At 63.6% G+C, this 11603-nt stretch carries 13 protein-coding genes; 8 read left to right on the top strand and 5 right to left on the bottom strand.

Annotated elements, in window-relative coordinates:
- Window positions 1-18: 18 nt before the first annotated feature.
- From ACYU03_RS20025 to ACYU03_RS20015, 3 genes are all read right to left on the bottom strand, one after another.
- A complete protein-coding gene (locus ACYU03_RS20025) occupies window positions 19-807 on the bottom strand; it encodes an OmpA family protein (RefSeq protein WP_461886362.1) in 789 nt (262 codons plus the stop codon).
- Between the two features lie 50 nt (window positions 808-857).
- Window positions 858-1271, bottom strand: a complete 414-nt coding sequence (locus ACYU03_RS20020) for a DUF4398 domain-containing protein (RefSeq protein WP_461886361.1) — start codon at window positions 1269-1271, stop codon at window positions 858-860.
- A gap of 277 nt (window positions 1272-1548) precedes the next feature.
- A complete protein-coding gene (locus ACYU03_RS20015; protein ID WP_461886360.1) occupies window positions 1549-1893 on the bottom strand; it encodes a pilin assembly protein in 345 nt (114 codons plus the stop codon).
- Window positions 1894-2082: 189 nt separating this feature from the next.
- Between ACYU03_RS20015 and ppc the strand changes: the two genes are divergently transcribed.
- From ppc to ACYU03_RS19980, 7 genes are all read left to right on the top strand, one after another.
- Entirely contained in the window at window positions 2083-4710 is a 2628-nt protein-coding gene (gene ppc, locus ACYU03_RS20010) for a phosphoenolpyruvate carboxylase (RefSeq protein ID WP_461886359.1), read from the top strand.
- A gap of 258 nt (window positions 4711-4968) precedes the next feature.
- Window positions 4969-5616: an adenylate kinase gene (gene adk / locus ACYU03_RS20005; RefSeq protein WP_461886358.1), complete on the top strand. Its 648-nt coding sequence runs from the start codon at window positions 4969-4971 to the stop codon at window positions 5614-5616.
- A 90-nt stretch (window positions 5617-5706) separates the two neighbouring features.
- Window positions 5707-6381: a tRNA (adenosine(37)-N6)-threonylcarbamoyltransferase complex dimerization subunit type 1 TsaB gene (tsaB, locus tag ACYU03_RS20000; protein WP_461886357.1), complete on the top strand. Its 675-nt coding sequence runs from the start codon at window positions 5707-5709 to the stop codon at window positions 6379-6381.
- 130 nt (window positions 6382-6511) lie between these two features.
- Window positions 6512-6799, top strand: coding sequence for a hypothetical protein (locus tag ACYU03_RS19995; RefSeq protein ID WP_461886356.1), 288 nt, complete (start codon window positions 6512-6514; stop codon window positions 6797-6799).
- A gap of 3 nt (window positions 6800-6802) precedes the next feature.
- Complete coding sequence (locus ACYU03_RS19990; protein ID WP_461886355.1) at window positions 6803-7672, top strand: DUF72 domain-containing protein; 870 nt, start codon at window positions 6803-6805, stop codon at window positions 7670-7672.
- A 30-nt stretch (window positions 7673-7702) separates the two neighbouring features.
- Window positions 7703-8533, top strand: coding sequence for an isocitrate lyase/PEP mutase family protein (locus tag ACYU03_RS19985; protein ID WP_461886354.1), 831 nt, complete (start codon window positions 7703-7705; stop codon window positions 8531-8533).
- Window positions 8534-8542: 9 nt separating this feature from the next.
- Entirely contained in the window at window positions 8543-9232 is a 690-nt protein-coding gene (locus ACYU03_RS19980) for an extensin-like domain-containing protein (protein ID WP_461886353.1), read from the top strand.
- A gap of 2 nt (window positions 9233-9234) precedes the next feature.
- Here the strand turns inward: ACYU03_RS19980 and ACYU03_RS19975 are convergent, their stop codons facing one another.
- Window positions 9235-9855 carry an energy transducer TonB gene (locus ACYU03_RS19975; protein ID WP_461886352.1) on the bottom strand — a complete coding sequence of 207 codons (621 nt, stop codon included), beginning with the start codon at window positions 9853-9855 and terminating at the stop codon, window positions 9235-9237.
- A 93-nt stretch (window positions 9856-9948) separates the two neighbouring features.
- Here ACYU03_RS19975 and ACYU03_RS19970 point away from each other — a divergent pair, with 93 nt between their 5' ends.
- On the top strand, window positions 9949-10731 hold the full coding sequence (locus ACYU03_RS19970; RefSeq protein WP_461891509.1) for a class I SAM-dependent methyltransferase: 783 nt from the start codon (window positions 9949-9951) through the stop codon (window positions 10729-10731).
- Window positions 10732-10885: 154 nt separating this feature from the next.
- On the opposite strand, the gene ACYU03_RS19965 is transcribed toward ACYU03_RS19970, so the two are convergent.
- Entirely contained in the window at window positions 10886-11527 is a 642-nt protein-coding gene (locus tag ACYU03_RS19965) for a TetR/AcrR family transcriptional regulator (RefSeq protein ID WP_461891508.1), read from the bottom strand.
- Window positions 11528-11603 lie beyond the last annotated feature (76 nt).

Raw genomic sequence — 11603 nt, 5'->3', positions numbered from 1 at the left:
TCGTTTGCAGCTACAGCCTTAGCGGGCTTGGCTCACCGAACGCGGCGCCACTGGCTGGTTGTCGTTGGAAATGGTCACTTCCACTCGACGGTTCTGGGCTCGGCCCGAGTTGCTCGAGTTGTCGGCGACCGGATACTCCTTGCCGTAACCCTGGGCGACGATGCGCGCCGGGTCTACGCCGGCACGTACCAGCGCCATGCGCACCGAGTTGGCGCGGCGCTCGGACAGGCCCTGGTTGTAGCTGGCAGAGCCGACGCTGTCTGTGTAGCCCTCAACGATCACCTTGCGCTCCGGGTTCTCCTGGAGGAACTGCGCCAGCTTGGTGATATTGGGTAGGGCGCTGCTTTTCAGTTCAGCCTTGTTGAAGTCGAACAGCACGTCACCGAAGGTCACCAGGGTGCCGCGATCGGTCTGCTTGGCGTTGAGGCTGTCCTGAAGTTTCTTGATCTGCGCGTCGCGGGCGTCGAGGCGGGCCTGGGCGCGCTGGGAGGCAGCATTCTTCAGGTCGCCTTCAGCGGTGCGTAGGGCGATGGTCTGCTTGGCCAGTTCGACACGCTGGTTGGTCAGGTAGGACAGTTGGTCGACTTTCTGCTCGTCTTCGCGATCCATGTAGGCCTTATCGGCCTTGTTCAGCCAGTCTTGGGCGTCCTTGGTTTCAAGGGCGGCGAGCTTGCTGGCCTGCGGGTCGCTTTGCAACGCGGAGAAATTGGTGCGGGCCGATTCCAGGTTCGGGTTGGGCTGGTGCGAGCAGGCAGCCAGGCCGACGGTCAGGGCCAGCAGGGCGGGAATCATGACGTGTTTACGCATAGTGGTTCATCCTTTGATCGATAACGAATGCACGGGTTGGCGGGGCGGGCTTATTCAGCGCTGCGCATGCCTTCCTCTCGCAGGTCCTGGACGCCCTGGCGAGCGTCTTGCACGGCCTTCTCGGCCTTGGCTGCCTGCGCCTTGCGTTCGGCGACGCGGGCGTCCCACTCGGCCTGTTCGGCCAGACGCCTGGCTTCGTCATACTTCTTGTCGTGCATGGCGATCTCGGCCTGCTTGAACTTGTCCTGGGCCGCTTTCATTTCCACGGCCGCAAACTCGGTGCCGCCGGCACTGACCGCAGAATTCACCGCCGATTGCGTTACGGCGTACTGTTCTGTGGGCGGGTTGCCAGCACAGCCGGCCAGTACCAGGCTGCTGCCCAGGGCCAGCGCGGCAAGCTTGAGCCCGCGCAGATGAGTGGACGAGATTTTCGCGGTACGGCTCTTCATGATGGTCAACTCCATTGGAACACTCCTGATAAACGACGATGTCCGTAGCAGTCCATCGCTGTTTCCCTGTCGTTTTGCGAGCGCGGCAACGCCCGTATTTACAGGGTTTTACCGTGATGGCTATTGGCTGTGACCGAAGCGTTTTTTGAATAGTTCAGAAAAAAGTTCATTTGGAATGGATTTTTTTCTGACTGATTGGTCAGCGCTTTTGACCCGGAACTTTCCTTGTTCGGCGATGTATGGTGGGCACTCCGAGGGGAGTGCCCAGGGGCTGCAAGGCGTTGAGCAGAACTTAATGCGCGCTGTCGTCGCTTGCCTCACTGAGGTCATGCAAGTAGCGCTTCGATAGGGCCAGGAAGCGCGGAGTAGGGCCGATGTCTTCGTACAAGGGGTCGCCTTCTTCATCGGTGGCGATCACCTGTTGACCCTTGATATAGGGGAAGCTGGCTTCCAGTTCCTCGAGGGCGGCGGCGACCAGTTCGCCAAGCAGTTCCTCGGGCTGGCGCTTGGGGTACATCTCGGCCAGTGCGGCGAGGCGTGCTTGGGCTTCCATATCCAGGTGCAGGACATGACCGGTTGGGCTCAGGCGTCCCTTGGCATTCTGTTCCCAGTGCTGGGCAAGTTCGCGGATCTTCATGATGACCTCTGTCAAAGCCACGTTCAGGGGCATTGCGTCAGACGCGGTGGCTGGGTGAGCCTTCCTTCACTTTAGCTGCTTTCGCTGCTCCGGGTTGCCTTGAAAGGGGCGGTCGGAGTGGGCACTCTGTGGCAACAAGAGCTGTTCCCTGAGCTGGTGCGCGGCAGTCCGCGCTGGAGAGAAGGCCCGATGACCGATATTGATCTGCGCTTGCGAGAGGATATTCATCTGTTGGGGGAGTTGCTCGGCGAGACCATTCGCCAGCAGCATGGCGAGGCGTTCCTGCAGAAGATCGAGGATATTCGCCACAGTGCCAAGGCTGACCGCAGCGGCAGTGCCGAGCAGTTGAGTTCGACCCTCGATGAGCTTGCCGAAGAGGACCTGCTGCCGGTGGCACGGGCATTCAATCAGTTTCTCAACCTGGCCAATATCGGCGAGCAGTACCAACTGATCCGTCGTCGCGATGAGCACCAGCCGGAGCCCTTCGAGGCGCGGGTGCTGCCAGAGCTGCTGGCGCGCCTGAAGCAGGCCGGGCACAGCGATGATGCCCTGGCCCGGCAACTGGGCAAGCTGGACATCCAACTGGTGCTGACTGCCCACCCCACCGAGGTGGCGCGTCGGACCCTGATCCAGAAGTACGACGCGATTGCCGCGCAGTTGGCCGCGCAGGATCATCGCGACCTGACTGCCGCCGAGCGCGAGCAGGTGCGAGAGCGCCTGCGCCGGCTGATCGCCGAAGCCTGGCACACCGATGAAATCCGCCGCAGCCGGCCCACCCCAGTGGATGAGGCCAAATGGGGCTTCGCGGTGATCGAGCATTCCCTATGGCATGCCATCCCCAGCCACCTGCGCAAGGTCGACAAGGCGTTGTTCGACGCCACCGGCCTGCGCCTGCCGCTGGAGGCCGCGCCCATCCGCTTCGCCTCGTGGATGGGCGGTGACCGTGACGGCAACCCCAATGTCACCGCTACCGTGACCCGCGAGGTCCTGCTGCTGGCGCGCTGGATGGCTGCCGACCTGTTCCTGCGCGATATCGATTACCTCGCCGCAGAGTTGTCCATGCAGCAAGCCAGCGCCGCGCTTCGGGAACAGGTGGGTGACAGTGTTGAGCCTTACCGCAGCCTGCTCAAGCAACTGCGTGAGCGCCTGCGTGCGACACGCAGTTGGGCCCAGGCCTCGCTGGCTGCGACGCAACCGGCCAGCACCGATGTGCTCAGCAACAACCACGACCTGATCGCGCCCTTGCAGTTGTGCTATCAGTCCCTGCATGAGTGCGGCATGGGGGTGATCGCCGATGGCCCCTTGCTCGATTGCCTGCGCCGGGCGGTGACCTTCGGCCTGTTCCTGGCGCGCCTGGATGTGCGCCAGGATGCCGCCCTGCATACCGCCGCGTTGAGCGAGATCACCGATTACCTGGGCCTGGGGCGTTATGCCGACTGGGATGAGGAGCGGCGCATTGGCTTCCTCCAGGACGAACTGAAAAACCGTCGGCCTTTGCTGCCGGGGCATTTCCAGCCGCAAGCCGAAACCGCCGAGGTGCTGGCGACCTGTCGCGAGATCGCGGCGGCGCCCGCGGCGTCGTTGGGGTCCTATGTGATCTCCATGGCCGGTGCTGCCTCTGATGTGCTGGCGGTGCAGTTGTTGCTCAAGGAGGCTGGGGTGACCCGGCCGATGCGTGTGGTGCCGCTGTTCGAGACCCTGGCCGACTTGGACAACGCCGGGCCGGTGATGGAGCGGCTGTTGGGCCTGCCGGGTTACCGCAGCGGCTTGCACGGGCCACAGGAAGTGATGATCGGCTACTCGGACTCGGCCAAGGACGCTGGCACCACGGCCGCCGCCTGGGCCCAGTATCGAGCCCAGGAGAACCTGGTGCGCATCTGCCGAGAACATCAGGTCGAACTACTGTTGTTTCATGGTCGTGGCGGCACTGTCGGCCGTGGCGGCGGCCCAGCCCATGCGGCGATCCTCTCGCAGCCTCCCGGGTCGGTGGCGGGGCGCTTCCGCACCACCGAGCAGGGTGAGATGATCCGCTTCAAGTTCGGCCTACCGGGCATTGCCGAGCAGAATCTCAACCTCTACCTGGCCGCCGTGCTGGAGGCGACCTTGCTGCCGCCACCGCCGCCACAACCGGCTTGGCGCGAATTGATGGACCAACTGGCCGCCGATGGCCTCAAGGCCTACCGTGCGGTGGTGCGGGAGAACCCGGATTTCGTCGAGTACTTCCGCCAATCGACTCCGGAGCAGGAGTTGGGGCGCCTTCCGTTGGGCAGCCGCCCGGCCAAGCGGCGTGCCGGGGGCATCGAGAGTCTGCGCGCCATCCCCTGGATCTTCGGCTGGACCCAAACGCGCCTGATGCTGCCGGCCTGGCTGGGCTGGGAAGCGGCATTGGGCAATGCGCTGAGCAGAGGCCAGGGCACGCTGCTGGCCGAGATGCGCGAGCAATGGCCATTCTTCCGCACCCGCATCGACATGCTGGAAATGGTGCTGGCCAAGGCCGATGCCGAGATCGCCCTGGCCTACGACGAACGTCTAGTGCAACCGGAACTGCGACCTTTGGGGGGGCATCTGCGCGACCTATTGTCGCAGTCCTGCCAAGTAGTCCTGAGCCTGACCGGGCAACGGGTGCTACTGGCGCACAGCCCGGAGACGCTGGAATTCATCCGTTTGCGCAACACCTATCTGGACCCGCTGCACCGCCTTCAGGCCGAACTGCTGGCACGTTCGCGCAGTCGCGAAGCCGCTCTGGATAGCCCGCTGGAGCAGGCCTTGTTGGTCACCGTGGCGGGTATCGCCGCCGGGTTGCGCAACACCGGTTGAGGTTGTCCGAGCGACTGCTGTCATCCTTGGGGGCAGTGTCCCCAAGGCGTCCGGGTGGGCGGGTTGCGCTGGGTGCAACCTGCCCGACGGCTAGCCGCAAAAGGGGGATTCTTCCTCCCTTGGAATGCTTGTATGGCTGCCGGGCGCTGTGTATCTTGAGCAGCCTTTTGACCGATTTGTGGTCATTACCCGTTTTTCCGGAGTTGGCCCTGAGCGCCGAATCCATTGATTTACATACAAAAAATTGAGGAGCACAAGATGCGCGTAATTCTGCTGGGAGCTCCCGGGGCCGGTAAAGGTACTCAGGCAAAGTTCATCACCGAAAAGTTCGGTATTCCACAGATTTCCACTGGCGACATGCTGCGTGCCGCGGTCAAGGCCGGTACGCCGCTGGGCCTGGAAGCCAAGGCGGTCATGGACGCTGGCAAGCTGGTCTCCGATGACCTGATCATCAACCTGGTCAAGGACCGCATCGCCCAGCCGGACTGCGCCAATGGCTTCCTGTTCGACGGTTTCCCGCGCACCATTCCCCAGGCTGAAGCCCTGGTGACCGCAGGCATCGAACTGGATGCAGTGGTCGAAATCGCTGTCGAAGATGAAGAAATCGTCCAGCGCATTGCAGGCCGCCGCGTTCACGAAGGTTCTGGGCGTGTCTACCACGTTGTCTATAACCCGCCGAAAGTGGAAGGCCAGGATGACGAAACTGGCGAGCCGCTGGTTCAGCGCAAGGACGATACCGAAGAAACCGTGCGTCACCGCCTCTCGGTCTACCACGAGCAAACCAAGCCGCTGGTAGCGTTCTACCAGAAGCTGTCGGCCGCCAACGGCAAGCCGCAGTACAGCCATATCGAAGGCGTCGGCTCGGTCGAAGCCATCACTGCCAAGGTACTGGCAGCCCTGAGCTGATCCGTATCCGCCAGTGCAGACAACGGCCCGCTTGCGGGCCGTTGTCGTTTATACTGCCGCTCTTTTTTCTTTCGCCTGGAACCGCTTTCGATGACCACCCTGCTGGCCCTGGATACCGCCACTGAAGCCTGCTCCGTCGCCTTGCTGCACGAGGGGCGGGTCACCAGCCATTACGAGGTGATCCCGCGCCTGCATGCGCAGAAGCTGCTGCCAATGGTCCAGCAGTTGCTGGCCGATGCCGGCGTCGCCTTGAGCGCGGTGGATGCCATTGCCTTCGGTCGTGGCCCCGGGGCATTCACCGGTGTGCGTATTGCCATCGGCGTGGTCCAGGGCCTGGCTTTTGCTCTTGAGCGCCCGGTGCTGCCGGTGTCCAACCTGGCCGCCCTGGCCCAGGGCGCGCTGCGCGAGCGTGGCGCGCAGCAGGTGGCCGCTGCCATCGATGCGCGCATGGACGAGGTGTACTGGGGGTGTTACCAGGCACATGAGGGCGAGATGCGCCTGGTCGGCCAGGAGGCGGTGCTGGCGCCGGAACGCGTGGCCCTGCCGCAGGGCAGTGGCGCCGACTGGTTTGGTGCCGGGACCGGCTGGGGTTATGCCGAGCGCCTGGCGGTGACGGTGGCTGCCAGTGATGCCAGCCAGTTGCCCAATGCCCTCGACATCCTGAGCCTGGCCGGTTTTGCCTGGGCGAGGGGCGAGGCCATTGCCGCAGACCAGGCCCAGCCGGTCTACCTGCGTGACAATGTCGCTACACCCAAGGCCCGCTGAGTGCTGTTCGTCGGCTATCGCCAGACACGATAAAACCTTTTGCCCGAACTGTGGTCCAGTTATCAATCGGGCATTAGCGAAGGATCTCTGATGCTGGTAACTTGCCATCATTGTTCCTGAGTAGCCCATCATGCGTATCGACGGCTTTTCCTCGCAGTCCTATCCGATCAAGCGGGCTCCGCGCCAGGCACCGGTGCGTGACGAAGCCGTGGAAGACGCAGAGCTGGTCGAAGAGGCGGAAGCCGCCCAGGCGACCCGTGGCAGCCGGCGTGGCGCTGGCCTGCCTGCCCGGCAACAGGACATGATCTACCCACGTGCCCGCGATCGGCGTACCGCCTTGGCGCTGGCCAGCTACCTGAGCACCGCTGGCTTCGTCGACTGGGAGATGGAAGTGCTGGGGCTGGACCTGTACATTTGATGGATGAGCTCATCCACACTGCCTTATTTTCTTGGTTGTCCGTCCTGGAGTGAAAACGCCTGGCGCGATTACCTCTATCCCGCCGATGCCCGCCCCACCGAGTTCCTCGGTCTCTACAGCCAGGTCTTCAACGCTGTCGAGGGCAACACTACCTTCTATGCCCGTCCCGCCCCCGCGACTGTCGAGCGTTGGGCCCAGGTGATGCCAGCGCATTTCCGCTTTACCGCCAAGTTCCCTGGCGATATCAGCCATAGCGCGGACCTGCGTGAGCACCTTGCTGCCGCGACCGATTTCACTCGTCTGCTCGCCCCCTTGGGACAACGCGTGTCCCCTTACTGGCTGCAGTTGCCGGCGGTCTTCGGGCCTTCACGCTTAGGCGAGTTGTGTCATTTCCTGGATGAGATCGGCGTGCCGGTCGCCGTCGAGGTACGCAACAACGCTTTCTTTGCCCGTGGCGAGGAGGAGCGCCAGCTCAATCGTCTGCTTCACGAGCGAGGGGTCGAGCGCATCTGTCTGGATCCGCGTGCGTTGTTCAGTTGCACCTCGCGTGATCCCGGCGTCCTGCACGCCCAGGCCAAAAAACCCAGGGTGCCGCCGCGGCCAGCAGCGTTCAGCCAGCATCCGCAGGTGCGTTTCATCGGGCATCCGGAGCTGGAAGCCAATGAACCCTTCATGACACCCTGGCTGGACAAGGTCGCTGCCTGGATCGAGGAGGGGCGCAGCCCCTATGTTTTCCTGCACACGGCCGATAATCGATTGGCCGCAGCCCTGGCCCAGCGCTTTCACCAGCGACTGATGGAGCGCTTGCCAGGGCTTGCCGCGTTGCCGGAATTGCCGCGCGCTCCCGAGGTCGAACAACTAGGGCTGCTTTGACGACCGTTCCATCTGCCGGAGGTGATGACCATGGATGTGCAAACCCTACGAGCCGAGTCCTTCAAGGCGTTGCATGAGCGAGAGCAGGCTTTTGTCATCGCCAATCCCTGGGATGCAGGCTCCGCCAAGCTTTTGGCCAGTCTCGGCTTCGAGGCGTTGGCGACCACCAGCGCCGGGCTGGCCTTTTCCTTGGGGCGGCCCGATGCCGAAGCGGCGATGACCCTGGATGAAACCCTGGACAACGCCCGGACAATCGTCGATGCCACGCCACTGCCAGTGGCTGCCGACCTGGAGAATGGCTTCTCGGACCTGCCGGAGGGCTGTGCCCAGGCCATACTGCGGGCCGCCGAGGCAGGCCTGGTCGGCGGTTCGATCGAGGATGCCAGTGGCGACGCCAACGCACCGATCTATGACTTCGGCCTGGCAGTGGAGCGGGTCAGGGCGGCGGTGCAGGCCGCCCGCAGCTTGCCTTTTCCGTTTACCCTCTGTGCCCGTGCCGAAAACCTGCTGCATGGACGCCTGGATCTGGATGACACCGTTAAACGCTTGCAGGCCTTCGCCGAGGCTGGCGCCGATGTGCTCTATGCGCCAGGCCTGCGTGATGTCGATGAGATCCGTGCGGTGGTGCAGGCCGTGGCTCCCCGACCAGTGAACGTGCTGATGGGGCTGAGCGGCGTGCCCCTGGGGGTGAACCAGTTGCAGGACCTGGGCGTACGGCGCATCAGTGTCGGCTCGTCGCTGGCCCGGGCGGCTTATGGGGCCCTCTACCGCGCCGCTGGGGAAATCCGTGAAAAGGGTACGTTCAGCTACGGCGAGCAGGCCCTGCCGTTTGCCCAACTCAATGATCTGTTCCGCCGCTGAGCCGGCAGCATGCGCACATTCCTGGCGGTACTGACCTGTTTACTGCTTGCGGGCGGCTTGGCCTGGCATTTCGGCTGGCGTCCGCCGGATGCCTGGAACCCATGGGCTGTGCTGGATGTGCGCCAGCCGCCGAACCTGTTGACGCCTTACAAACTATCCCGCCTGCGCGATGATCCGCAGCTCTGCGCGCAAACCCTTGCGACTTCAACCTTGCGTTACAGGGAGCAGGCCGATAGCCCGGCCTCGGCCAACTGTCCGTTGAGCAACGTCCTGCGCATCGAAGCTGGCCAGGCGCGCCTGAGCAGTAGCTTCCTCGCCAGTTGCCCTTTGGCGGTGGCTTACGCGTTGTTCGAGCAGCACGGCCTGCAACCGGCGGCACAGCGTGCTTTTGGCAAGGCCGTGATCCAGGTTGACCACCTTGGCAGTTTCGCCTGCCGCAACGTTTATCATCGCAAGCAAGGCCGTCTCAGCCAGCATGCCACGGCCAATGCCCTGGACATCAGCGGCTTTCGCCTGGCCGACGGCCAGCGCATCGTGCTGGCGCGGGACTGGCAGGGGCAAGGGGCCAAGGCGGACTTTCTCAGGGAGGTGCACAAGGTGGCCTGCGAAAGTTTCAGTACGGTGCTGGGGCCTGACTACAACGCCGCGCACCACAACCATTTTCACCTGGACATGGGCTTCTGGCAGGTCTGCCGCTGATCTCAGACGTGAACGCGTACGTTGTTCAGCACCACTGGGCGGGCCCAGCGGGTGTCGAAGTCCAGGGCGGTTTGCTGGGCGGCCAGGGTGCTTTCGTCGAACGGCTCAGGGGCATTGTCCAGCAGGTCCATCTCGAACTCGGCGATCGGCAGGAACAGGGGCTGGGGAGCAGGGCCCGGGCCAGGCTCGGGCAGCGGGTGGCCCTGGCTCATGACCACGGGGCGCAGCCAGCTGTTGTTCAGGTCGAGTTGGCGTTGTTGCTCAATCAGGTCGGCGGTGCTGAAGGGGTCGGGTGCCTTTTCCAGCAACTCCATTTCGAACTCCGCCTTGGGCAGGAACAGCGGTTCGGGAGGGGCCACTTCAGTATCGCGCACCTCGCACAGGCGCTGGGTGTGGATCTGCGCCAGGACCCGCGCCCCACCCAGGGGCTCGCCAGTGACCTTGTCATATTCTTCGACGGCCTGGCTGCTGCTTTCGGCGTCTTGTCCTTGCTGCTCGGCCAGGGCGCGGGCGAAGAAGTCCTGCCACAGGTGGCTGACGCCGCCCAATGCCTGGGTATTGTGCCGGGCATAGTCGCCGACGGGCGAAAGGTAGGCCGGGCCGAGTTGAAGAGTGTCTGTCATGGCAGTCGCGGGTGATGCGCTCTGGCAGAATAGCGGATACTGCGTGTATCGGCGGTGGCCGGGGTTTCATTAATTTTTTGAGTGCGTGAACTGATGGTGGAGCAAGAGCAGGGTGGTGGTATCCGGGTCGAGGCATTGACGCCCGAGTTCCAGGAGCGTGCCGGGGAATGGGCGCAGCGCCTGGGCCTGCCGCTGGATGACGCCGAGGCTGGGTTTGCTGTGCAGGTCGGTGCCGAGGGCTTGCAGATCCAGCAACTGGGGCCACAGGCGCCTGGCCCGGTGCGGGTGGACTTCGTCGAGGGCCAGGCGGCGCACCGGCGGCTGTTCGGCGGTGGCAACGGGCAGATGATCGCCAAGGCCGTGGGCATCGCCCAGGGCGTGCGCCCGCAGGTGCTGGACTGCACGGCAGGCTTGGGCAAGGATGCGTTCGTGCTGGCCAGCCTGGGCTGCCAGATGACCCTGATCGAGCGTCAACCGCTGGTTGCGGCCTTGCTCGAGGATGGTCTGGAACGGGCACGCGAAGATGCCGAGGTCGGTCCCATCGTAGCGCGCATGCGTTTGCTCACCGGCAACGCCATCGAGCGCATGCGTGACTGGCAGGGCGATCCGCCCCAGGTGATCTACCTGGACCCGATGTTCCCCCACCGCGACAAGAGCGCATTGGTGAAAAAGGAGATGCGTGTGTTCCGGCCGCTGGTCGGCGATGACCTGGACGCCCCGGCGCTGCTTGAGGCTGCCCTGGCGCTGGCCAGCCACCGGGTAGTGGTCAAGCGGCCGCGCAAGGCGCCGATCATCGAGGGACCCAAGCCGAGTCATAGCCTGGAGGGCAAGTCGAGCCGCTACGACATCTACCCGAAGAAGGCGCTCAAAGGCTGAGGCCCTATATATGCGATGACCCTTGTAGGAGCGTGCCTTGGCCGCGATCGGGCGCGCAGCGGCCGTAAGTCCAGCAGCCCCGACCAGCCTGACACGCTGCGAATACAGATTTTCGCGGCCAAGGCACGCTCCTACAGGTTGCGCAGGGGCTCGATCAGTAGCGGTAAGCCCGTAAAAACAACGCCACCACTTCCTTCACGTGCGCCTCGGCTTCTTCGCCTTGCAGGGCCTCGGCGCATCCCAGCAGCAGCCGGTAGTCGGGCGCGCCTTTGACCAGGCAGAAGAAATGCTCGGCAGCCCGCGCTGGGTTGTCGATGTGTAGCAGCCCTCGCTGGTCGACACTGCGCAGCAGTTCTTCCATCTCTCCCAGCACACGCTTTGGCCCGGCTTCGTAGAAGTACTGGCCGAAGCCTGGGTCTTGGTTGCCCAGGGCAATGATCAGACGGCTGAGCTTGACGGCCTCATCGCTGCTGATCAGCGCCTGGAAGCCCCGGGCGATATTCAGCAGCACCTGTTCCAGCGGAACGTCCTCGTGTAGTTCGAAGATCAGCTCGGGCAATTGGGTTTGGCAGGTGGCCATGACCGCGGAGCTGAACAGTGTCTGTTTGTCGGTGAAGTGGCTGTAGACCGTGAGTTTGGAAACACCTGCCGCCGCAGCGACCGCATCCATGCTGGTGTTGGCGTAGCCGAGGCTGAGAAACAGCGCCTTGGCGGCTTCGAGGATGGCATCACGCTTGGCCAGGTCCTTGGGCCGGCCAGGGCCGATGGGTGCGTCGTTGGGCATGGGGCTCTGCATGTGGTTGAAAAGATCGCTCATCTTACCGGGTTGCTAAGCATCCGGCTGCATGAAGCGCCAGATCGTTAATACGCAT

Source organism: Pseudomonas sp. X10 (genome assembly GCF_054889225.1).
Note: the sequence above shows the minus strand (reverse complement) of the source record. Positions and strands in the feature narration are given on the sequence as shown.

What these genes read in the sequence shown, in the direction of transcription:
- ACYU03_RS19985 (WP_461886354.1), top strand. Translation starts at nt 7,703, where the DNA reads ATGGATGTGCAAACCCTACGAGCCGAGTCCTTCAAGGCGTTGCATGAG.
- adk (WP_461886358.1), top strand. Translation starts at nt 4,969, where the DNA reads ATGCGCGTAATTCTGCTGGGAGCTCCCGGGGCCGGTAAAGGTACTCAG.
- tsaB (WP_461886357.1), top strand. Translation starts at nt 5,707, where the DNA reads ATGACCACCCTGCTGGCCCTGGATACCGCCACTGAAGCCTGCTCCGTC.
- ppc (WP_461886359.1), top strand. Translation starts at nt 2,083, where the DNA reads ATGACCGATATTGATCTGCGCTTGCGAGAGGATATTCATCTGTTGGGG.
- ACYU03_RS20025 (WP_461886362.1), bottom strand. Translation starts at nt 807, where the DNA reads ATGCGTAAACACGTCATGATTCCCGCCCTGCTGGCCCTGACCGTCGGC.
- ACYU03_RS20020 (WP_461886361.1), bottom strand. Translation starts at nt 1,271, where the DNA reads ATGGAGTTGACCATCATGAAGAGCCGTACCGCGAAAATCTCGTCCACT.
- ACYU03_RS19970 (WP_461891509.1), top strand. Translation starts at nt 9,949, where the DNA reads ATGGTGGAGCAAGAGCAGGGTGGTGGTATCCGGGTCGAGGCATTGACG.
- ACYU03_RS19965 (WP_461891508.1), bottom strand. Translation starts at nt 11,527, where the DNA reads ATGCAGAGCCCCATGCCCAACGACGCACCCATCGGCCCTGGCCGGCCC.
- ACYU03_RS19995 (WP_461886356.1), top strand. Translation starts at nt 6,512, where the DNA reads ATGCGTATCGACGGCTTTTCCTCGCAGTCCTATCCGATCAAGCGGGCT.
- ACYU03_RS20015 (WP_461886360.1), bottom strand. Translation starts at nt 1,893, where the DNA reads ATGAAGATCCGCGAACTTGCCCAGCACTGGGAACAGAATGCCAAGGGA.
- ACYU03_RS19990 (WP_461886355.1), top strand. Translation starts at nt 6,803, where the DNA reads ATGAGCTCATCCACACTGCCTTATTTTCTTGGTTGTCCGTCCTGGAGT.
- ACYU03_RS19980 (WP_461886353.1), top strand. Translation starts at nt 8,543, where the DNA reads ATGCGCACATTCCTGGCGGTACTGACCTGTTTACTGCTTGCGGGCGGC.
- ACYU03_RS19975 (WP_461886352.1), bottom strand. Translation starts at nt 9,855, where the DNA reads ATGACAGACACTCTTCAACTCGGCCCGGCCTACCTTTCGCCCGTCGGC.